This window comes from Shewanella algidipiscicola (genome assembly GCF_900380485.1).
Lineage (GTDB): Bacteria > Pseudomonadota > Gammaproteobacteria > Enterobacterales > Shewanellaceae > Shewanella > Shewanella algidipiscicola.
The window spans coordinates 170,801-191,778 of record NZ_OXJV01000001.1; the positions used below are offsets into that span (position 1 = coordinate 170,801).

Below are 20,978 nucleotides of genomic sequence, written 5' to 3' on the forward strand. Positions count from 1 at the left end.
AACAACTTAGCTAGCCAGTCTTGGCGACTAATATCAGTTCATTAATTGAAATAACTAACGATATAGACTTTGGCATTCCTAGATCAGTTTGGTATTACAATGGCTTAGGTTCCTGATATTATAGGGACAATATTCAGTGCCATCATTGCGAATCATGATGGCATGCGTTGTTCTTAAAGGTAATCGATGAAACCGACAGAACCCGACTTACAGCTGAAGTCGCCGATCCACAAAAATTATAATCGCGCCGTGTTTTACACCTACATAGGTGTGATTATTATGGCGTTGCTGACGGCGTGGGTGTTCTTTGAGCGGCAAAAGACCCAGATGATGACCCAGCGCGAAGAGTTAGTCGAGCGTCATGTGTTGCAAATCGACCTGCTGTTAGAGTCGAGTATTCGGGCAGTAAAGAGTCTGAGAAATGTCGCGGTCGATCATCTTAAGCTCGGTGAGTTGGTGCGAACCGAGCGGCTACCTCAATATGAAAAGTTTAATGAAAGTGGCCAATTTTTTACCCTAGAGCCCAGTTACGCTAAAAGCGGTAAGCCATTTACCAATATGGGACGTATTACTGGCGCGGGCTCGCTCGATGGCCGCAGCGATAAGTTTTATCAAGAGCTCGAAATGTTGTTTGAGCTTTCCTTGTCATTCCCGGTGGCGACTGAAGCCGCCCCTAAAGCATCCTCAGTTTATTACATCTCTAAGCATCGAATGATGTCCTATTATCCTTGGCCTTCTGATGAGCTGCGCTTTCGAGATGAACTATTAAATAAACAGCAGTTTCAACTTGTTACGCCAGCAATGAACCCTCAACGCAGTGTGGCGTGGAGCCCAGGCTATGTCGAGACCAATGGCAAGGGATTGTTAACCACAGTTGGGGTGCCGGTGTACCTCGAAGATGAGTTTATCGGCTCAATTAACTTAGACATGACGTTGTCATCACTCGACAAGCAGATCCGCCTCTATTTTAAGATGCCGGGCACGGTAATTTTGCTCGATCAGCAAAACAATATTTTGTCGCATAGCGGTATGAATACCGACGATATCAACCGGGTATATCACATCAGCCAGAAGATCCCTTCGGCGCTACATTCGGTGCCAGAATCTGAGCTGTTTGACGCCCATGATGGCATTATGCGTAATGGGTATTATATCCATTCGGTGGCATTGCAAAATGCGCCGTGGCGCTTATTGTACCTGCAAGATCAAAACGAGCTGTTTAAAGATTCGTGGGAAAAGTTAGAGCTGACGTTTTTGTTGGTAGTGATCGCGTTGTCGGTGCTGGTGACCATAGTGCATTGGCAGACTCGCCGCTCGTTTGTTAATCCAGCATCACGTTTATTGAGCTATCTCGAAGGCTGCTCTCAAGAGCCGCGCAAGCCGCCAGAGAAGATCACTCCGGGTTGGGAGCCCTGGTTCCAGTTGGTGAGCCGTATTTTTGAAGAGAACCAACAATATACTCGTCACCTAGCCGAGCAAAATCGCCGTCTCGATAACTTGGTAGCGCGGCGCACGGCGCGATTGAAAGAGACCACAGAGCGGCGAGAGCGCGAGTACGCTTTACTGCGATCCTTGCTAGATTCTATTCCCGAAGCGATTGTCTTTAAAGACAAAGAAGGCAAGTACCTTGGCTGTAACAAGTCTGCCGAGCGGATGCTAGGCTATACCGAAAGTGAGATGATAGGCCAAGACTCGCAGGCAATGACCTCAAGTGAGCAGTCCATTCGTATCCGGGCCGAAGATGAACGCGTGCTGTCGGAGCGTACGCCACTGCGTTATCAAGAAAAAGTGGAGCTGGCGGGTAAGCCAGTACTGCTCGATACCCTTAAGATCCCCTTTTACAACCGCCGTGGTGAGCTGCTGGGGTTGATTGCCGTATGGCGCGATGTGACACGCGAATATGAATCGGCAGAGCAGCTGCGCTTATCTGAAGAGCGTTATCATCTGGCGATGGATGCGGTAGAAGATGGTTTATGGGATTGGTATTTGGACTCGGAGCAGATCATCTGTAATCCGGCTTACTATTCGATGTTAGGTTATGAAACCAATGAGTTTCCTGCTTTAGTGTCGACCATTGACGAGTTGATCCACCCTGACGATCGCATTCGCGTCGAAGAGTATCGCAATGAGTACTTAGCCAATCCGGTTGGTGCCTACGATATTGAGTTTAGAATGCGCGGTAAGAGCGGCATGTATCATTGGGTGCTAAGCCGAGGTCGGGTAGTGGAATTCACTAGCGACAACCAACCCAAGCGGATGGTGGGTACACACAAAGACATTACTCGTCATAAGAGCAACGAGGTGGCGCTGCTTGAAGCTAAGCAAGATGCTGAATCGGCCAACCTGTACAAGAGTGAGTTTTTGGCCAATATGAGCCACGAGATCCGCACGCCCATGAATGCCATTATCGGCATGCTGCAATTAGCGAGCCGCACCTCATTGACACCACAGCAGGCCGATTATCTCGATAAAGCCAGTTTCTCGGCGCAATCCTTACTGCGGATCATCAACGATATTCTCGATTTCTCTAAGATTGAGGCGGGTAAACTTGAGTTAGAAAAGGTCGCCTTCCCGCTGGATAAGGTGCTGGATCATGCACTTGATCTCAATGCGCTCAATGCCCAAGAAAAAGGGGTCGAACTGCTGCTATACGCCCCAGTCACCGCGGGCCTCATCTTAGAGGGCGATCCGCTGCGCCTAGGGCAAGTGCTGGTGAACATGCTCAGTAATGCGGTTAAATTTACCCAAAGTGGTGAAATTGAACTGGGGTGTGAAGATGTGGGCGAGCGCGATCACCGTATCACTCTAAAGTTTTGGGTGCGCGATACGGGGATCGGCATCAGCAAAGAGCAACAAGAGAGCTTATTTGATGCCTTTGCACAGGCCGATGGCTCGACCACGCGTAAATATGGTGGCACCGGATTGGGCTTATCGATTAGTAAACATCTGGTCTCCATGATGGGCGGTACTATGCAGGTGCAAAGTGAGCTTGGGGTAGGCAGTACCTTTAGCTTTACCATCAGCTTCGAGATCGCCGCCGAGGCGGAGGTTAAGCCTTTGGTGGTGCCAGAGGTGTTGGGTAATTTAAAAACCTTGGTGGTCGATGACAACCCGACGGCGTTACAGATCTATTCTAGCGTGCTGCGTGATTTCCACTTTAACGTTGAGACCGCCTCAAGCGGCGCAGAGGCCTTGTATAAGCTCGAGCGTGATCCGGTGGATCTGCTGCTAGTGGATTGGATGATGCCCGAAATGGACGGCGTTGAAGTGGTCAGAGAACTCGACATTATGGTCGCCGATGGACGCTTACTTAAACGGCCGGTGATCATCATGATGACCGCTTATGCCTCAGATCCATTAAAAGAGGATTTGGACGAACTTAATATTTACGCCATGCTGCAAAAGCCGTTTAAGGCATCGGCATTGTTCGATGAGATCATAGGTGCCTTTATCGACCAGCCTAAACTCGCTCCACTGCCTGAGCCACCTAAACTGGGCAACAATCAAGCCTCAGGGGTGATCCTACTGGTAGAAGATAATTTTATTAACCAGCAGGTGGCGACCGAACTGCTTAAGAGTGCGGGTTATGAAGTGGATGTGGCCGAAAATGGTCAGCTGGCGATAGAGCGAGTAGAGAAGCGCCACTATGATGCGGTGTTGATGGACATTCAGATGCCCGTGATGGATGGGTTAACCGCCACTAAGCTGCTGCGCGAGCGTTATTCGGCGCAGCAGTTACCTATTATCGCCATGACCGCCCATGCGATGTCGGGCGATCGTGAAAAAAGCTTAGCGGCAGGTATGAACGCGCATATTACTAAGCCCATCGTACTTAATGAGTTGTTCGACACCTTAACCCATTGGATTAATCAACCGCAGTAGTGCCGTTAACTGCGGCTTGTTAGCCCAGCGGATAACCCATAATGGATATGCGTGCTTTGCCAGCACGCCAACAATAGGAGATAAAATGAAGCCCTCAACATTAGCGCTGGCCGTGGTATTGGCCCTAAGTCCGGCGGTCAACGTCATGGCTGCAACGGATAATAGCGCCAACTTGATCAAACAGAGTCAGGCGGCTAATGGCTTTATTAATTTCTATTATGAGCAAGATTCTGGCGAACTCTATCTCGAAGCCAACCGACTCCGTCAGCCCTTTTTACTCATTACCAGCCTGCCCCATGGTGTCGGCTCCAATGACATAGGGCTAGATCGCGGCCAACTGGGCGCCACCCGTATGGTGCAGTTTGAGCGACATGGCCCCTATTTAATTTTAAAGCAGCTTAACACTGATTACCGCGCCGAGACCGAGGCTCAAGCGCAGGTGCGCGCGGTTAACGAAGCCTTTGCCGAGTCGGTGCTGTGGCGCGGCAAAGTAGTACCTGGTAAGCGTCCTTTGGTGGCGATAAACGCGCTACTGTTAAGCGATCTGCACGGCATTAGCAGCACCCTTAAAGAGACGCAGCAGGGGGATTATCGCCTCGACACTGACAAATCATTGGTGTTACCCCAAGGGGTAAAGTCATTTGAGCAAAATAGCGATGTCGATGTGTTACTCACCTTTACAGGCGCCAAGGCGGGCAGCCAAGTGGCAAAGGTGACACCCGATGCGCACCACCTGTCTATTCGTTTGCGTTACTCGTTTGTTGCCTTACCAGACAACGACTATCGCCCTCGAGCCTATCATCCGATGAGCGGTTATTTGTCAGATGCTTATCTCGACTATGCGGCCGAGGTCGATAGGGATATCGTCAAGCGTCATCTGTTACGCCACCGCCTAGAGAAAAAGATCCCCGGTGATGCCCCATCGGAAGTGGTTAAACCCATCACCTATTATCTCGACCCTGGTGTGCCAGAGCCTATTCGCTCGGCGTTACTGGATGGGGCGCGTTGGTGGCAAGATGCCTTTACCGAGGCGGGCTTTATTGATGGCTTTAAGGTTGAGCTGTTACCAGAAGATGCCGATCCGCAAGATATACGCTACAACGTGATCCAATGGGTGCACCGCGCGACGCGTGGTTGGTCGTACGGCAGCGCCATTACTGATCCACGTACCGGCGAGATTATCAAAGGGCACGTCACACTGGGAAGCCAGCGGGTGCGACAAGATCACCTGATTGCTCGTGGGTTAACCGCCGGTTGGCCTGATAGGGCCAGCGCAGAAGAAGCCAGTATGGCGCTGTCATTAGCCCGTATTCGTCAGTTAGCGGCTCATGAAGTGGGCCACACCTTGGGGCTTGACCATAACTTTGCCGCATCGACTAACGACAATGCCTCGGTTATGGATTATCCCCATCCAAAGATCACCCTCAATGGCGATAACATTGAGATTAGTCAGCCCTACGGTGAGGGAATAGGGCCGTGGGACAGGTACACCATAGCCTATGGTTATGGCCAGTATAGTGAGTCCAATCAGGCCAGTAAGTTGGCGGCGCTGATGAGCGAGGTCGAGCGCCAAGGGTTGCGTTATATTGGTGAAGCGGATTCACGCGGCCAAAACGCCAGCAATGCCTATGCCAGCTTATGGGACAATGGTAACGATCCCGTGGCCGAGCTTAACCGTCTTGCTGCAGTGCGTAGCAAGGCGATTGAGCAGTTTTCTCATCAGGCCTTGTTAGCTGGGCAGCCCTTTGGTGAGCTACGCGATGCTTTTGTCCCCATCTACCTATTAACCCGCTATCAAATTACCGCCGCAGCGAAGTTTATTGGTGGCACAGATTATCACTATGGGGCTTCTGAGCTGGGTCAAAGCTGGCATTATTTAGCCCCCGCATTGCAACAAGAAGCCTTAGACAGTCTGTTACAGACCCTAAGCATGGACGCACTGCGCGTACCGCCAGAGGTGATAGAGCAGCTTGTGCCTAAGTCGGGCAATTACCGCGCCACGCGCGAGAGTTTCCAAGGGGCTAACGGGGTAGTGATTGATCCGATTGGTATGGCCGAGGTGCTGAGCCGCCATGTGGCCCAAGCCTTGTTGTCGCCTTGGCGGCTTAATCGCGTCAGTCAGGCCTATTTGGCCGATAAAGAACAGCTATCAGTGATTAATTTGGTCGACCGATTACTGGGCGTGACCGCCTATAGCGATAGCCCATCGGGTGCCGATCTTGGTGTATGGATGCGCGTCAATGCGGTGGTCTTTGATGAGCTATTAGCCAGTTATCATAACGAACAGACCGCGCCCGAGGTGCAGGCCTTACTCTATGATCGTTTGCAATATGCACTCAAGCAGTTAAGCCGTAAGGTGAAACGCAGCAGCGATTTTGAAGCCGCGCATTTTGAATGGCTCAGACAAGGGGTTGAGCAAGGGTTGTTAGATGCCAAGGTGAAGTTAATTAAGCAGCCGCTGAGCTTGCCGCCAGGCTCACCCATTTAAGGGGCTCTTACGAGGAGAGGATTGCACAGCTAAGCTTTTTCCCTGCTGGCGCAATAATTCCTTACGCTATCGAACCTGAGAAAAAGCGCTGACGGTCTCGCCATCTCCTTGTATCATCTAGGATAGATGGCGAGCCGCTAATTGTGGCTTATCCGGCGATTGGGGTGTCACCAGTGCGAATGTTTTCCATGCTTTTAATGAGCATATAAATACAGGTGGTAATTAAACAGCCACCCAAGTAAAACACCACACCATCGGTCGCATCAGACAAGTTTGCCGCCAATACTGGGCCTAACACAGAGCCGACACTGTAGCTCAGTAACATCACTTCGGTGGCCGACACGATTTTCGCCATAGGTAACAGATCGCACGCTAAGGTGATCGCAATTGGGTAGAGCGCGAAGCTGCATGCGCCTAACACCAAGTAACTTATCACCAAAGGCACAAAGCTGCTTGCTTGTACTATCCCGAGCACAGCCGCCGCGCCGATAAGGCAAAACATCGCCATCAACAGGCTCTTACCGATCCGCGTCGACAAATAGCTCACCAACGGCTGTACTAGCATACCGCCTAAAATGATGCTGGCCATCAAGGTGCCAGTATGTTCAGCCTGCTCAGGTTGGTTGGCAATATACATAGGCATCAAGCCATAAATGGGGCCCAGTAATAGGCCTGATGCTAAGCAGCCCAGCATGGCCGGACGACTCAAGGATTTTATCTCTTTTAATGGCAGCTTTTGCTGATGTTGGCTCTCAGGCTGCCCAGAGGTAATTAACAAGGGCGCTAAAATAGCCAAAAACAGCAAGGCGATAACAAACAGGTACGGCGCTGCACCTGTAGTTCCGAGTGGATCTATGGCTAATTGTCCCACGGCACTACCGCCATATAACGAGGTCATATATATGCCAAGGCGTTTGGCTCGCGCCTTAGGCGTGCTGGCCATTAATAACCATGACTCGACCACCACAAATACGCCTGCGACTGCGATACCGGCAATAAAGCGTGCCGCCAACCAAAACTCGGCGCTAGGGATCAACAGCTGGGTAATAACACTGGCGATCAATAATCCCAGAAACAGGATAAAAGCCAAGCGATGGCCAATTTTGGCCACTACGCGCTCGATACTCGTCGCGCCAATGAGCAGGCCGAGATAGAACACACTGGCTAACCAAGGGGCTAGAGCGACATCCAGTTCAAATGCCGTTAGCGACAGTGGAATTAGGCTCATCAAAAAACCCGAGGCTATAGCAAAAAAAGACAGCCCAATGACAGGTGCTGCAGGATTGTTCGATTTGCAGCTAGCAGCGCATTCTACCATTAGAACCTCCGAGTTTAATGTGATAAATAGCCACTTGAATGCCAATATGCTTGTTGGTGGTTATTTGTTACTGTTTAATTTGGCGGCGAATGTAGGGCGCTTCGATGACGAAGTAAAGTTAATTTTTATCAATGATGAAAATTTAACTTCAAATTGCTATTTAGAGCAGGTTTATTGAGCGTGAAGGTCAAATGCTTTGCTATCTAATGATGTTTTATTGTTAATTTATTAATGCTTGTTTTTAGGGGTTTACTTGCGGTATATCGCCGTAGATGGTGATAAAGAGTGTTGATAAACTCGTTTTGATGTGGATGTTGGTAGCAAAAGGCTTAAAGTGAGGGTTTAAGCGGCTTGTTGTGGTAACTAGCCGCTTAGGGAAAGGTTGGTTTATGCTATTTGCAGCGCCACCATTTTTAGCGGGTGGTTGCCATCAAAAGAGGGGAAGTCACTGTGGCAAGCTAACCAAGTGGCGTGGCTGATCTTACGTCCCTGTTTTTCGACGCAGCGGCTTAGGGCATCGAACCAAGTTTGACGGTCGACTTTAGCGACATTATTACAGCACACTATGGTGCCACCACTTTTAGTGGCCAGCATGGCCGGTTTAAACAGGCTTTGATAGTCGTTAATCAGATCCACTGTGCCAAAGGGGCTCTTGGCAAATCTTGGTGGGTCGAGAAACACTAAATCAAATTGTGTTTGAGGTAATTTAGGGTAGTTAGGCAACTTCTGATTGCGTCGTCCCCCCACTGGCATCCCCGCGAGCTGACGCATGGCCGGAAAGGCATCACTTTGTACAAACTCACATACCGCTTCAACGCCATTGAGCTGGGCATTTTTACGTCCAGCGGCCAAGGCAAACGAGGAGAAATCCACATTCATTACACGGCTGGCGCCGCCAACGGCGGCCGCAGTACCAATACCGCAAGTATAAGAAAACAGGTTTAACACGGTTTTATCTTGGCTATTGGCTTGTACATATTCACGGCCGGCGCGCATATCGAGAAACAAGAGCGGATCTTGTCCTTCGTGACGCAGTTTGCTGGTGAAATGGATACCGTTTTCCTGCATCTGTTGTTCGGTATTGGCAAAGGCTTCTAATGTGTCGTCAAGCGGGTTGAGAATCCGCGAGTTTTTGTTGGATCGGTCGTTATAGATCACCACAAGCGGGTCAATTTGGCTTAAGGCGGCGCGGATCTGATTGAGCTCATCATCGCTTAAGGTTTGATGAAACGTTTGGATTAACCAAGCATTGCCGTAGCGGTCGATATTGAGGCCATTAATGCCCTCGACTGTGCCATGAAATACCCGAAAGCAATTGGTATTATTGATTTTTGCGTCAGCAATCAACTGCGCTCGTTGGTGTAGCGCCTTGGCTAACAAATCGTTGATTGACATAGCTTGGAGATCCGTATTCGATGGTATGCTTGAGCAAAGCGGCAATGATAGCAAATATCGCGAATAAGCGGGCGATAATCTTATCGTCAAGGCTATGACGTAGGAGGTAGTAATGAAGGTGGTGTTAATTCATGGCATTTTTAACACGGGCCATGTGATGGCTTGGATGCGCAATAAGTTAACGGCGCAAGGACATGAGTGTTTTGCGCCTACACTGGCGCCCTTTGATGGCCGTCACGGCATTGAGCACGCCGCGCAGCAACTGAAACAAGCCATTGAGCAGCGTTTTGGCACCGACGATAACATCGTGCTGGTGGGCTTTAGTATGGGCGGTATTGTCGCCCGCTATTATCTGCAGATACTTGGCGGCGCGGCGCGAACCGAGGCGTTATTTTCTATCTCATCACCACATCAAGGCAGCTACTTGGCTTTTCTACCTTATCCCTCTAAAGGGATGCGGCAGTTGCGGCCTAATAGCGAGTTGCTAAAGCTGCTCGACGAAGTGCAGCAACCCATTGCCAATATGCCGCTCTTCTCCTATCGTACGCCGCTGGATCTGACCATAGTGCCGAGCCGAAGTTCTCACTGGCCGCTGGCGATAAATAAGGTCTTTAAGGTGCCATTGCACCTATCGATGATCTTTAGCCAACGGGTGGTCGATGAGATTATAGCCATGCTAGCTTTACTTTCTAAAGGTGGACAAACGGCGACCTAATGTCGGCAAAGCCTCTAGTGAGCAAAGGATTAACCCGCTCCAGATCAGGGCAAAGCTCACCGCCTTCACCTGATCAAAGTGTTCATTAAAGACCAGTACGGCTAACAGAAAGTGCATGGTTGGCTCGATATATTGCATTAAGCCAATCATCGACAGGCTGGTGGCTCGAATGGCGAGCGCAAAGAAGATAAGCGGCAGCAGAGTGACTGGCGCCGAACCAATATAAAGCAGTAGTTGGGTGGTTGAGCCTGACAAGGCACTGCTTTGATCGGTAAATATCAGCCAAATTAAGTAGATTGTCGCAATGGGCGCCAATAGCGCCGCTTCGATAGTGACTGAGGTGAGCGAGTCAAAGTGAATAAATTTTTTACACAGGCCGTAAAGAGCAAAGAAACCGCCCATCAATAATGCCAGCCAAGGTAGCTCACCATAGTGAAATACCATGTAACTGATGCCTGCAATCCCCAAGATTACCGCCCATTTTTGTGCTTGTGACAGTTTATCGCCGAGACACAGTACGCCCAAGGCGATGGCGAAAAGCGGATTAATAAAAAAGCCTAAACTGGCCGCGAGCACCTGACCATGGGTGATGGCCCAAGTAAAACTGTACCAAGAGATACACATTATTAACGACGCAAGACCACACAAGGCAAGCGAACGCTTATGAGCCATTAACTGGCGCATTGATGGTAGAGGCCGGCGCAGCATGATAAACACGAATGCCATAAAGGGCACCGAGAAGAGTAGTCTAATCGCCAGCATCTCATTGATATCGGCATTAGGCAGGTATTGATAGTAAAGCGGTAATAGTCCCCAAAGTAAAAAAGAGACGAGCGCCAAGGCGTTGCCTTCAAATGTGCTGCGAGTTGAGCTGTGCATAATATTCCGACGTGTTGAGCTTATTTATGGTGAAAAAGTGGCTAGCATTAACGCGGCGGATTCTCGCATTGGTGCTATACATTAACCGTGATCTGAGTCACTTTTTGATTGTGTCACGATAGCCAGTCACGGTTTAAGACTAAGGTGCAAATACGTACAAGAGCGATATTCTCTCTTTTAAAATTAAGTGATTAACGCCAAATTTAAATACCTAATGCAACTTATCAGGCTATTAGGAATGTGCCTCGCGAAAGGAAGCAGGGCATTTAGTTTGTAACAAGCAGTTAACTTTGCTTTTCTTTTGCCCGTGAGTCGGTAGATTAGCTAAGTTGATATTAGGCAATTAAAGGAGCGAGTTTTACATGAACATAGCCCAAATCGGTTTGCGATGGTCACTTGCCATGATATTGCTGCTTGCTCTGTCTACAGCGCAGGGCGCATCGATCAACAGCCGACTATCATTGTATTCGCACCATATAGATGCGGGCTTTCGCATCACTCATCCCATCATATCGGTCAACTTATTGCCAGACTCTGGTAAAGAGTTAGTGGCTATCGGTGTCGATGATAAACATCAACGCTGGCTGGGGGTGTACGCGTTTGATACTGAAGTGAAGCAATATCGTCAGCGGGTAAAACAGCCTCTGCCCAATGCGTTGTTTGCGTTCGATATCTCGGCGGATAACCTAGAAAACAGCGATGCCCTACAAGCACTGTATTTTCTCTCTAGTGACCGATTATGGACATTAAAGTTGCACGGTAACCAAGTTGAATTTGCGCCGTTAATGACGGTAGAGCCATTGATATTGACCTCTCGGATTGATTTTATCTCCCGCGGGCGCTTTGTGCGCGATCTTAATCGTGATGGGTTGGATGACTTTATTATCAGTAGTTTTAATCAGAGTACACTATTGATACAGCAGGCCGATAATCGCTACATCACCCAAATATTACCCATTCAGCCGCAGATGCTACTGTATGCCAATGGCGCTAAGTATACCGAGGCTCGCCTCTATTTTGCCGATCTTAATCTCGATGGTCGTGATGATATTGTTAAGGTGGCTGAAGGCGAATTTGAAGTGTATTACCAGTTAGATGATGGCCTGTTTACTGTGTTGGCCAACTACCTCCCCGTGAGCTTGGCTATCAGCGGTCAAGATTGGTGGAATAAACGTGATGCTTATGGTGAGGCGCTGGATCAAAGTAATTTAGTCTATCGAAAGGTCGAGCATTTGGGCGATATTAACCATGATGGCGTGGCAGATATGGTGGTGCGCTATACCAAGAGTTCGGGAGTGCTGGATCGGGTTAACGATTATGAAATTTACTTAGGCGGTAAAACTAAAGACAAGCTGCAGTTTGCCAAGGTGCCTAGCAGCGTGATCCGCGCCGAGGGCACCTTAACGGGTTTTGAGCTGGTGGATATCGATAATGATAAGGTCGATGAAGTGCTGGTATCGGGTTTCGATATTGGTGTGTCGCAGATCATCGGCGCGCTGGTGTCGGGGAGTATTGACCAAGATGTACACTTATTTAAAAGTGACGCCAGTAGCCGCTTTGCCAGTAAAGCCAATATCACCAAAGAGGTGGAGCTAAGCTTTAGTTTAACCTCGGGACAAACGGGGCAACCTGTGGTGACTTTTGCTGATATCGACGGCGATGGTTATCAAGATCTCTTGCTCTCTGGTGGCGAGCAGGCGCTCACAGTGCATTTAGGGGAGCCGAGTGACAGCCTGTTTAATCGTAACGATGAAACACTCAAGCTACAGCTACCCCGTGATGGTGAAATGCTCACCGTGAGCGATCTCAATCATGACGGTAAAGATGAGCTTATTATTAAATATGGCCGTGAAGACCGTCAGGCATTGCAGCAGCAGTTTATGGTTATCATGGCGCAGTAGCCATGGTTGAACTTTCGGTGAAGAAGCTAAATGGCACCGCTTAAGCCATGATACAACGAGCGGTGCCTAACAAGCTAATGCAACAAGTAGAGTGTGGCTAAGCCTAAAAATGCAAATAAGCCGATCACGTCGGTGACGGTGGTCAGTACCATGCCACCCGCCAGTGCGGGGTCGACATTAAACTTTTTAAGCAGTAGCGGGATTGTGGCGCCGGCAAACCCCGCAACCGTCATGTTGATCAACATGGCACCGCCAATTAAGGCGCCTAGGGCGACATCGCCTTTCCATAGCCACACGGCAGCAAACACCAAAATGGACCAGAGTAGACCATTAAGAAAACCGATGGCTAACTCCTTGCCAACTAACCAACGTGAGTTACTTTGACCTATCTGTCCTAACGCGATACCACGGATCACCAGCGCTAAGGTTTGGTTACCAGCCACTCCGCCCATGCTGGGCACTATGGTCATTAATACCGCAATGGTGGCAAATTGTTCGATTGTGCCTTCAAACATATTGCTAACCGACGCAGCCAACAGTGCGGCAAATAGATTAATCGTCAGCCAGAGTGAGCGCCGAAAGGTACTCTTAAGGACCGGGCCGAAGGTGTCGGTCTCATCATCCATCCCGGCCATCCCCATCATAGAGTGTTCAGCATCTTCACGGATCACATCGACAACGTCATCTATGGTGATCCGCCCAAGCAGTTTATTGGTTTTTTCATCGACCACAGGTGCCGATACCCAGTCATGGCGTTCAAATAGCTGCGCGACTTCACTGTCGTGCATACCCACGGGGATCCCTTCAAGATCTTGGTTCATGATGTCGCGCACCGATGCATTCGGATCGCAGGTGAGTAGATCGGCGATCGCTACGCCACCGAGTAGACTGTCGTGTTTGTCGACCACATATAGGGTGTCGGTGGCTTCGGGGAGTTCACCACGAATACGTAGGTAACGCAGGATCACGTCGACATTCACATCTGGCCTTAGGGTGACCGTATCTGTGTTCATCAGGCTGCCGGCGGTGTCTTCTGGGTATGACAGTGCCTGTTCGACTCGCGCCCTATCTTGGCTGCGCATCGACTGCAGTACTTGATTGAATACGCTGTCTGGCAGACTGCGCAGTATGTAGGCCAGATCGTCGGTATCCATATTTTCGGCGGCTTTAGCTACGCGCTCAGGACTCATCTGGCTAATAAATTGATCTTTGAGCTCTTCACTGAGTTCATCGAGAATCTCACCCGTATGGGCTTGATCGATAAGTTGCCATAATACTTGTCGCGCACGCGGTGGAGAAGACTCTAAAATAAAGGCGATATCTGAGGCCGCCATGTCGTGCAGCATACTGCGTACATGGACAAACATGCCACTGCTTAGGGCTTGCGTTAGCTGCTGTAAACGTTGATCTGTAGTTTCATTATCTAACACTTCGATCGGCATGGCTTCCCCTTGAAAAATAGCGCGACAACATAGGTTATTGGCTAAGTAACCTGAACTCGGGATAATTATAGAATGATATGAGCCGTTTAGGCTCGAGGCGGGGCGATTATACGGCTTCTTCGAATTTTGCGTCAATCAGTGCGCTAATGGCATCGAGTGCCGCTTGCGCATCTTGGCCTTCACTGGTGACGGTAATGGTTTTACCAAAGCCGGTTTCTAACATTAATAGCCCCAACACACTGGCGGCAGAGGCTTGCTTATCCCCCTGAATTAAGGTGACCTGGGCATCAAACTGAGCGGCTAATACCGCCAGTTTGGTAGCGGCACGCGCATGCAGTCCCAGTTTGTTGCAGATGGTTAGTTGACGCTCAAGCTTGCTCATGCTGCAGTTCTCTGTGGCGCGCCTGGACCTTATGCTTACCTTTATTAAACAGTTTGGCCAGTTGATCGGTCACATACACGGAACGATGTTGACCACCAGTACACCCAATGGCGATAGTTAAGTAGCTACGGTTATTGCGCTCAAGGTGCGGTAGCCAAGTTTCGAGCAGATTCTCTATCTGCCAAATAAACTTGTTCACTAGCGGCTGTTGGCTTAAAAACTGTTGTACTGGTTGGTCGAGACCTGTCAGCGGGCGTAACTCTGATTCCCAGTGAGGGTTGGGCAGAAAACGCACGTCAAACATAAAGTCAGCTTCACTTGGCATGCCATATTTAAAACCAAACGACTCAAAATTAATCACTAACTCCTTGTCCACGGTGCCCAGTAAGATCTCGCGTACTTTATCGCTTAAATCATAGATGTTAAGCGTCGAAGTATCTATGTAGTGATCGACCATCTTGGAGATAGGCTCGAGTATTTTGCCTTCAAGCTGTATCGCCTCTTTAAGGGAGACTTTTGAGCGTGATAGTGGATGCAACCTACGGGTTTCACTGTAGCGTTTGAGCAATACATCGTCAGAAGAGTTTAGAAAGAAACTCAGTAATTCGGTATCTTTAGGAAGATTCGCTAGCTGCTTTTCAAGCTGGATATCTTCGCTGGGCATGTTGCGCACATCGACGCTAATCGCAACAAGTTCATTTCTACCTTTAAGCTGACTGAGCAGCGAGTCCATCATCTGCAGTGGCAGATTGTCGACACAGTAATAGCCCAGATCTTCCAGTACCCTAAGGACTACCGATTTTCCTGAGCCTGAGCGCCCAGATACCATTACCAATTTCATTGGGTGATCACCTGATACAGTTCTGCTTCGTCGTGGGTTTTTCTTAGCTGTTTGATGATAGCTTTATCACTTAATTTCTCTGCCATCGCGGCGAGAGTGCTAAGGTGTTGCTCGCATTGCTCTGCGGGAACCAGTAATGCAAAGAGGATATCGACCGGCTGATTATCAATTGCATCGAATGCAATTGGCTCCGCACATTTAATCAATACGGCGACGGGTTTCTCAATATTCGTCAGCCGTCCGTGAGGGATCGCGATACCATTGCCTATACCTGTGCTGCCCATTTTCTCTCTCGCCAAAAGGCTTTCAAAAATCTCTTGAGAGGAAAGGGTGGGGTACTGGACAGCGGCCAAGTCGCTGATAAGTTCCAGTACCTTTTTCTTACTGCCCGGAGTGGCGCAGGTTGTGCACTCCGGCCGCAGGATGGTACTAAGTTCCATCGTTAATGTTTTGTTAGCTTCTCTTTATGTTTAATGACCTGACGATCTAATTTATCGATCAGGGAATCTATCGCGGCATACATATCCGCGTGCTCTGATGTTGCAAATATTTCTCCACCACTAAGATGTAACTTTGCTTCAACTTTTTGCATCAATTTTTCGACATTTAATATCACGTGGACATTATTGATCTGATCGAAATGCCGTTCAAGCTTTGTAAACTTTTCTTCAACATAGTTGCGCAGAGATTGGGTGATCTCAATGTGGTGCCCAGTCAGATTTATTTGCATAAAGTGATTCCTCCGGTTTCCAGTTGTTGATTATAAGCTTTTACGTTGATTTGACGGCGGTATAAACATCGCCTCACGATATTTTGCTATCGTGCGTCTAGCGACTTGAATACCTTGCTCGGCTAACAGTTGTGCCATTTTACTGTCACTTAAGGGTTTCTTTTGATTTTCTGCGGCGACTAGCTTCTTAATAAAAGCGCGGATCGCAGTAGAAGAGCATTCGCCACCATCGTCGGTCCCAACATGGCTGGAGAAAAAGTATTTTAGCTCAAAAATCCCTCTTGGCGTGTGCATATACTTTTGGGTGGTGACCCGCGAGATGGTAGATTCATGCATTTCGACCGCTTCGGCAATATCATTAAGCACCATAGGTTTCATCGCTTCTTCACCAAACTCGAAAAACCCTTGCTGGAAATCGACAATGCAGTTGGTGACCTTGAGTAAGGTATCGTTGCGGCTCTCTAAACTTTTTAGAAACCATTTAGCTTCTTGCAGGTGACCACGAATAAACTGGCCATCGGCTTGGTTTTTGGTGCTGCGTGCCATTGAGGCATAATGTTGGTTTACATTAATCTTAGGCATACTATCGGGATTAAGCTCGACTACCCAGCGACCTTTTTTCTTGCTAACTGTGACATCGGGGATCACGTATTCATCACGACTGGCGGTAATGGCCAGCCCTGGGCGTGGATTAAGAGTTTGAATCAGCGCTATGGCCTCGCGTAGTTCATCTTCTTTCAGTTTGGTCTTACGCATCAATAGGCGAAAATCTCGCCCGGCAATCAGATCTAAGTAATCACGGATCAAGAGCCTGGCATTGTCGATATGCGGGGTGTCGGAGCTGTATTGGGCCAGTTGGATCATCAGGCATTCGCTGAGGTCTCTGGCAGCGATCCCGATAGGATCGAAATGTTGTATCCGCTTTAATACCGCTTCAATTTCATCGAGCTCGATTTCAGGATCGCCCATGGCTTCAAGAATATCGTCGCAAGTCTGCGTCAAGTAACCTCGCTCGTCTATGGCGTCAATGATGGCGGTGGCGATAGCGAGGTCGTTGTCAGAGAAGGGGGTGAGGTTTTTTTGCCATTCGAGGTGCTCATACAGGCCTTCGCTGGTTTCCCCTTGAAATGGCATGTCATCGTCGCGCATCGCACCAGAGCTGGAGTTAGGTGATGCGGTATAGACCTCATCCCATGTAGTGTCGACGGGCAGCTCATCGGGCATAGAGTCTTGGTTGAGCGCATCGGAGGTTTCTAAGCTCGAATTGTCTTCACTAGAGTCGACTTGCCGTTGCTCATTGTAATCGGTGTCGAAGTTGTCATTACGCTCTTGTTCTGAGTCGATATTGGCGCCTTCTTGCTCCTCGTCTAACTCGAGTAGAGGGTTAGACTCTAGTGCTTGCTGGATCTCTTGCTGCAGCTCCAATGACGACAGTTGTAACAAGCGGATAGCTTGTTGCAACTGGGGCGTCATGGTTAAATGCTGACCCATTTTGAGCTGAAGTGACGCTTTCATCGTACTGCTATTCCCTTGTTTCTAATTCTAAAGTGAGAAAGCTGCCTCCGGTATTAAACCGCTAAGGCGAATGATCTACTTACTAAGGTAAAAACGGTTTCGCCTTTACCTTGAGCGCTAATAACGTTAACTATAGCTTGAATTGTTCCCCTAAGTACACCGCTCGAACTTGTTGGTTATCTAAGATCTCTGCGGGTGTTCCCTCGGCAATCAAGTTGCCGTGGCTGACAATATAGGCTTTCTCACACACATCCAATGTTTCCCGTACGTTGTGGTCGGTGATCAATACCCCAAGGCCACGGTTTTTCAACTGCTCAATAATTTTTTTGATGTCGATAACTGAAATGGGATCGACCCCAGCGAAGGGTTCGTCGAGCAAAATAAACTTAGGGTTGGCGGCTAATGCTCGGGCGATTTCGACGCGTCGACGTTCACCCCCTGACAGTGCCATCCCCTGACTATCGCGGATGTGGGTGATATGAAACTCTTCTAGCAGATGCTCCAACTCCTCTTCGCGCGCATCGTTATTGAGCTCGCGCCGGGTTTGTAATACCGCCATAATATTATCGCGCACCGATAATTTACGGAAAATACTGGCTTCTTGCGGTAGATAGCCAATTCCTTTGCGAGCGCGCAGATGCATAGGATCTAGGGTGAGATCATCATCATCAATAAAAATGCGCCCCTTGTCACTCTGCACCAGACCAACAACCATGTAAAAGGTCGTGGTTTTACCGGCGCCATTAGGGCCCAATAAGCCGACAATCTGCCCTGTACGCACGGTTAAGCTGACATCTTGTACCACGGCGCGGCTCTTATAGCTTTTGGCTAAATTAACCGCTTTTAGCGTCATCTCTGTCATTACTGTTCCTGCTTGGGCTGTTCTTGGGGCTGACTGTTGCTGTTGTCTTGGTAATTTTCAGGCTGAATGATGGTGATCACGCGATCGCTACCTGTGCTTTCGGCTATCAACTGTTGCTGTTCTATGTTGTAGCGAATTTGATTACCCGTGACTTGGCTACCTTCTTGTTCGAGGGTGGCATTGCCGATAAGGGTTAAGGTGCGAGTCGACAGTTCGTAGCGGATCTCATTGGCGCTGGCTGACGCAGGGCGGCCGTTTTCCATCACCTGTGTGTAGGTTGCTGGCTTACCTGTGGCCACTAAGATTTTGCCACTACTATTTTCTTTGGTAAACGCACGTAATTCATCCGCCAAAATTTTAATCGAGCCCTGAGTTACCTCAACTGGGCCATTAAAGATAATCTGATTATTTTTAATATCAGCTTCTTGGCTCGCGGCTGAAATCTTAACCTCTTGCAGCAGGTCAGTTTCATTCGCCGCACTCTGCAAGCTCACCATGGTTAACAGGCCTGCAAGAATAAGATTATTTAGTTTCATATGTTCCTTCTACCTGGCTCGTCAGTCGTACTTTTTGTGCATTGAGATCAGCATATAAGCCTTTGCCAGTAATTAAAAAATCGTTACCGGTGATCCGAATGGTTCGATCGGATGTCATGATCATGGTGTTGAGATCCAACTCCATATAGTTAGTTTCTATGGTTTGGATGGGCTCTTCAGGGCTAATGGCGTCAATAATGACATTATTTTCTAAGATGACTCTGCCACTGTCTTTGTCTAATGTACCCCTAGCCGAGCGTAACCGCCACTGTGCATCGCCGTTATCGGGATAGACCAGATAGATGGGCTGGGTAAAATAGGTGATATTACGCTCGGCATAGTGTTCCATATGGCTAGCCGAGACGCGGCTATTAAGCTTACCTTGCTCGTCGTATTGCACACTATTGATGTTGTTAATCACATAATCTGGACGATCGGACGCGTCGAGCAGCAATGCTTGTGAGCCGTGCTTGGACTGTACCTGCCAATAGAGTATTAAAGCGGTACCAAAAAACGCGATAATCGCCAGGGTGACTCTGTTCATATGCTCATACCGTGGGCCGAGTCAAACTTATCTTGGCTCAGCAAAATCAGGTCGGTTAATTCACGTAGCGCGCCGTGGCCGCCTTTAATATGAGTGACCATATCGGCATGCTGTTTAACATAAGGGTGACCATCGGCGACACACACCGACAAACCGACTTGTTGCATCACGGGGAGGTCGACCATGTCATCGCCAATATAAGCCACCTGTTGTGGGCTGACTTGGTAGCGAGCTAATAACTCTTGATAGGGAATGAGCTTGTTGTCGACACCTTGATAAATGTGGCTAATGCCAAGGGCTGTCATACGGTCTTCGACAATTTTTGATTTGCGTCCGGTAATAATGGCCACAGGAATATCGCTAGTCAGTAGCGAGCGAACGCCATAGCCATCACGAGTGTGGAAGGTTTTCAGCTCGTCGCCAGAGTTGCTCATGTAAACTAGCCCGTCAGAAAACACGCCGTCAACGTCACAAATCAGCAGTTTAATCTGTTTAGCCTTTTGCCAGACTGAGTCAGTGATAGGGCCGTAAAAACCTTGATGCGCCATGTTAAATCACTCCTGCTTTAACCATATCGAGCATGTTGAGTGCGCCAATGGGTTGCTGTTGAAGGTTAGTTACAATTAAGCCATTAATCTGCTTTTCTTCCATTATGTTAAGCGCCTCAGCAGCTAAAATACCGTCGGTAACGGTAACGCAGCCTTGGGTCATGACTTCGCTGATGGCGGTGGTTCTAAGGTCGACTTCAGCATCGATCACGCGGCGCAGATCGCCATCGGTAAAGATACCAACCAATACAGCATTGTCATCGATTACTGCGGTCATGCCGAGACCTTTCTTAGAGATCTCATATAATGCGTCGGTAATGCAGATGTGTTGGGGCACTATGGGAAGCTCATCGCCTTGGTGCATCACATCGCTGACTTTTAGCAGCAATTTACGCCCTAAGCTGCCACCAGGGTGCGATAGTGCAAAATCATCTTTAGTAAAGCCTCTAGCCTGCAACAGTGCCACAGCAAGTGCATCGCCCATCACCAAGGTCGCTGTGGTGCTGGAGGTCGGCGCGAGCCCAAGTGGACAAGCTTCTTCTGGCACTTCGATGCACAGGTGTACCATAGCATGTTTTGCCATATTGGAGTCGGGTTTGCCTGTTACCGCAATCACTGGCAGCCCCATGCGTTTTATCACTGGCATTAGGGTTAAAATTTCACTGGCTTCCCCAGAGTTGGAAATGGCAAGAACAATATCATTTTCACTCAGAACGCCGAGATCGCCGTGGCTGGCTTCGCCGGGATGCACAAAGAAGGCAGGGGTGCCAGTACTGGCTAAGGTGGCAGAAATCTTGTTGCCGATATGGCCTGATTTGCCCATGCCCATCACGATCACTTTGCCGGTGCATTTCAGAATTAACTGGCATGCTTTAGCAAATTCGCTTGAATCGACATATTGATATAGATTATCGAGGGCATTACGCTCGATATCGATAACATTGCGCCCCCATTGGCGTAGTTGATCTGCATCTACCATCTTGTTCTCTCTATTAAAAAT

Annotated in this window: 19 protein-coding genes; 5 read left to right on the plus strand and 14 right to left on the minus strand. The window is 48.8% G+C overall.

The features are described 5' to 3' along the window. Positions 1–186 precede the first annotated feature (186 nt). Both DN599_RS00775 and DN599_RS00780 read left to right on the plus strand, forming a co-directional pair. On the plus strand, positions 187–3,882 hold the full coding sequence (locus DN599_RS00775; RefSeq protein WP_110455757.1) for a response regulator: 3,696 nt from the start codon (positions 187–189) through the stop codon (positions 3,880–3,882). 85 nt (positions 3,883–3,967) lie between these two features. After that, positions 3,968–6,370, plus strand: coding sequence for a zinc-dependent metalloprotease (locus DN599_RS00780; RefSeq protein WP_110455758.1), 2,403 nt, complete (start codon positions 3,968–3,970; stop codon positions 6,368–6,370). A 148-nt stretch (positions 6,371–6,518) separates the two neighbouring features. Here the strand turns inward: DN599_RS00780 and DN599_RS00785 are convergent, their stop codons facing one another. Continuing rightward, entirely contained in the window at positions 6,519–7,688 is a 1,170-nt protein-coding gene (locus DN599_RS00785; RefSeq protein ID WP_110455759.1) for an MFS transporter, read from the minus strand. On the opposite strand from DN599_RS00785, the gene DN599_RS00790 reads away from it, so the two are divergent. Then, the gene (locus DN599_RS00790) at positions 7,636–7,866 is read left to right on the plus strand and encodes a hypothetical protein (RefSeq protein ID WP_162599122.1); all 231 of its coding nucleotides are present in this window, start codon (positions 7,636–7,638) and stop codon (positions 7,864–7,866) included. The genes DN599_RS00785 and DN599_RS00790 overlap by 53 nt on opposite strands. 209 nt (positions 7,867–8,075) lie before the next feature. Here the strand turns inward: DN599_RS00790 and DN599_RS00795 are convergent, their stop codons facing one another. Then, positions 8,076–9,083, minus strand: coding sequence for a class I SAM-dependent rRNA methyltransferase (locus DN599_RS00795; RefSeq protein WP_110455761.1), 1,008 nt, complete (start codon positions 9,081–9,083; stop codon positions 8,076–8,078). A gap of 112 nt (positions 9,084–9,195) precedes the next feature. On the opposite strand from DN599_RS00795, the gene DN599_RS00800 reads away from it, so the two are divergent. Further along, complete coding sequence (locus tag DN599_RS00800) at positions 9,196–9,798, plus strand: lipase family alpha/beta hydrolase (protein ID WP_110455762.1); 603 nt, start codon at positions 9,196–9,198, stop codon at positions 9,796–9,798. On the opposite strand, the gene rarD is transcribed toward DN599_RS00800, so the two are convergent. After that, entirely contained in the window at positions 9,766–10,677 is a 912-nt protein-coding gene (gene rarD, locus DN599_RS00805; protein WP_110455763.1) for an EamA family transporter RarD, read from the minus strand. The two genes, DN599_RS00800 and rarD, sit on opposite strands and share 33 nt — an antisense overlap. Positions 10,678–11,039: 362 nt before the next feature. Between rarD and DN599_RS00810 the strand changes: the two genes are divergently transcribed. Then, a complete protein-coding gene (locus tag DN599_RS00810) occupies positions 11,040–12,578 on the plus strand; it encodes an FG-GAP repeat domain-containing protein (protein WP_110455764.1) in 1,539 nt (512 codons plus the stop codon). A gap of 74 nt (positions 12,579–12,652) precedes the next feature. Here DN599_RS00810 and mgtE read toward each other — a convergent pair whose 3' ends face one another. From mgtE to DN599_RS18695, 11 genes are all read right to left on the minus strand, one after another. Further along, entirely contained in the window at positions 12,653–14,020 is a 1,368-nt protein-coding gene (gene mgtE, locus DN599_RS00815) for a magnesium transporter (RefSeq protein WP_110455765.1), read from the minus strand. A gap of 106 nt (positions 14,021–14,126) precedes the next feature. Next, positions 14,127–14,402 carry an HPr family phosphocarrier protein gene (locus tag DN599_RS00820; RefSeq protein WP_110455766.1) on the minus strand — a complete coding sequence of 92 codons (276 nt, stop codon included), beginning with the start codon at positions 14,400–14,402 and terminating at the stop codon, positions 14,127–14,129. After that, positions 14,389–15,243, minus strand: a complete 855-nt coding sequence (gene rapZ, locus DN599_RS00825) for an RNase adapter RapZ (RefSeq protein ID WP_110455767.1) — start codon at positions 15,241–15,243, stop codon at positions 14,389–14,391. The genes DN599_RS00820 and rapZ overlap by 14 nt, the downstream gene beginning before the upstream one ends. Next, positions 15,240–15,683, minus strand: a complete 444-nt coding sequence (ptsN, locus tag DN599_RS00830) for a PTS IIA-like nitrogen regulatory protein PtsN (protein WP_110455768.1) — start codon at positions 15,681–15,683, stop codon at positions 15,240–15,242. Before ptsN ends, rapZ begins: the two co-directional genes overlap by 4 nt. A 2-nt stretch (positions 15,684–15,685) precedes the next feature. Then, positions 15,686–15,973: a ribosome hibernation promoting factor gene (gene hpf / locus DN599_RS00835; protein ID WP_110455769.1), complete on the minus strand. Its 288-nt coding sequence runs from the start codon at positions 15,971–15,973 to the stop codon at positions 15,686–15,688. Positions 15,974–16,003: 30 nt separating this feature from the next. Next, positions 16,004–17,488, minus strand: a complete 1,485-nt coding sequence (locus tag DN599_RS00840; RefSeq protein ID WP_110455770.1) for an RNA polymerase factor sigma-54 — start codon at positions 17,486–17,488, stop codon at positions 16,004–16,006. A gap of 130 nt (positions 17,489–17,618) precedes the next feature. Beyond that, positions 17,619–18,350, minus strand: a complete 732-nt coding sequence (gene lptB / locus DN599_RS00845; protein WP_110455771.1) for an LPS export ABC transporter ATP-binding protein — start codon at positions 18,348–18,350, stop codon at positions 17,619–17,621. Next, positions 18,350–18,886 carry a lipopolysaccharide transport periplasmic protein LptA gene (gene lptA / locus DN599_RS00850; protein ID WP_110455772.1) on the minus strand — a complete coding sequence of 179 codons (537 nt, stop codon included), beginning with the start codon at positions 18,884–18,886 and terminating at the stop codon, positions 18,350–18,352. The genes lptB and lptA overlap by 1 nt, the downstream gene beginning before the upstream one ends. Then, positions 18,873–19,430 (minus strand): LPS export ABC transporter periplasmic protein LptC, encoded by a 558-nt coding sequence (gene lptC / locus DN599_RS00855; RefSeq protein ID WP_110455773.1) that lies wholly within the window; start codon positions 19,428–19,430, stop codon positions 18,873–18,875. The genes lptA and lptC overlap by 14 nt, the downstream gene beginning before the upstream one ends. Then, positions 19,427–19,978 carry a 3-deoxy-manno-octulosonate-8-phosphatase KdsC gene (gene kdsC, locus DN599_RS00860; RefSeq protein WP_110455774.1) on the minus strand — a complete coding sequence of 184 codons (552 nt, stop codon included), beginning with the start codon at positions 19,976–19,978 and terminating at the stop codon, positions 19,427–19,429. Before kdsC ends, lptC begins: the two co-directional genes overlap by 4 nt. 1 nt (position 19,979) lies before the next feature. Further along, complete coding sequence (locus DN599_RS18695; protein WP_204165080.1) at positions 19,980–20,957, minus strand: KpsF/GutQ family sugar-phosphate isomerase; 978 nt, start codon at positions 20,955–20,957, stop codon at positions 19,980–19,982. Positions 20,958–20,978 lie beyond the last annotated feature (21 nt).

What these genes read in the sequence shown, in the direction of transcription:
- mgtE (WP_110455765.1), bottom strand. Translation starts at nt 14,020, where the DNA reads ATGCCGATCGAAGTGTTAGATAATGAAACTACAGATCAACGTTTACAG.
- DN599_RS18695 (WP_204165080.1), bottom strand. Translation starts at nt 20,957, where the DNA reads ATGGTAGATGCAGATCAACTACGCCAATGGGGGCGCAATGTTATCGAT.
- lptA (WP_110455772.1), bottom strand. Translation starts at nt 18,886, where the DNA reads ATGAAACTAAATAATCTTATTCTTGCAGGCCTGTTAACCATGGTGAGC.
- ptsN (WP_110455768.1), bottom strand. Translation starts at nt 15,683, where the DNA reads ATGGAACTTAGTACCATCCTGCGGCCGGAGTGCACAACCTGCGCCACT.
- hpf (WP_110455769.1), bottom strand. Translation starts at nt 15,973, where the DNA reads ATGCAAATAAATCTGACTGGGCACCACATTGAGATCACCCAATCTCTG.
- rapZ (WP_110455767.1), bottom strand. Translation starts at nt 15,243, where the DNA reads ATGAAATTGGTAATGGTATCTGGGCGCTCAGGCTCAGGAAAATCGGTA.
- DN599_RS00790 (WP_162599122.1), top strand. Translation starts at nt 7,636, where the DNA reads ATGACAGGTGCTGCAGGATTGTTCGATTTGCAGCTAGCAGCGCATTCT.
- lptB (WP_110455771.1), bottom strand. Translation starts at nt 18,350, where the DNA reads ATGACAGAGATGACGCTAAAAGCGGTTAATTTAGCCAAAAGCTATAAG.
- DN599_RS00775 (WP_110455757.1), top strand. Translation starts at nt 187, where the DNA reads ATGAAACCGACAGAACCCGACTTACAGCTGAAGTCGCCGATCCACAAA.
- kdsC (WP_110455774.1), bottom strand. Translation starts at nt 19,978, where the DNA reads ATGGCGCATCAAGGTTTTTACGGCCCTATCACTGACTCAGTCTGGCAA.
- DN599_RS00810 (WP_110455764.1), top strand. Translation starts at nt 11,040, where the DNA reads ATGAACATAGCCCAAATCGGTTTGCGATGGTCACTTGCCATGATATTG.
- DN599_RS00795 (WP_110455761.1), bottom strand. Translation starts at nt 9,083, where the DNA reads ATGTCAATCAACGATTTGTTAGCCAAGGCGCTACACCAACGAGCGCAG.
- DN599_RS00785 (WP_110455759.1), bottom strand. Translation starts at nt 7,688, where the DNA reads ATGGTAGAATGCGCTGCTAGCTGCAAATCGAACAATCCTGCAGCACCT.
- DN599_RS00780 (WP_110455758.1), top strand. Translation starts at nt 3,968, where the DNA reads ATGAAGCCCTCAACATTAGCGCTGGCCGTGGTATTGGCCCTAAGTCCG.
- rarD (WP_110455763.1), bottom strand. Translation starts at nt 10,677, where the DNA reads ATGCACAGCTCAACTCGCAGCACATTTGAAGGCAACGCCTTGGCGCTC.
- DN599_RS00800 (WP_110455762.1), top strand. Translation starts at nt 9,196, where the DNA reads ATGAAGGTGGTGTTAATTCATGGCATTTTTAACACGGGCCATGTGATG.
- DN599_RS00820 (WP_110455766.1), bottom strand. Translation starts at nt 14,402, where the DNA reads ATGAGCAAGCTTGAGCGTCAACTAACCATCTGCAACAAACTGGGACTG.
- DN599_RS00840 (WP_110455770.1), bottom strand. Translation starts at nt 17,488, where the DNA reads ATGAAAGCGTCACTTCAGCTCAAAATGGGTCAGCATTTAACCATGACG.
- lptC (WP_110455773.1), bottom strand. Translation starts at nt 19,430, where the DNA reads ATGAACAGAGTCACCCTGGCGATTATCGCGTTTTTTGGTACCGCTTTA.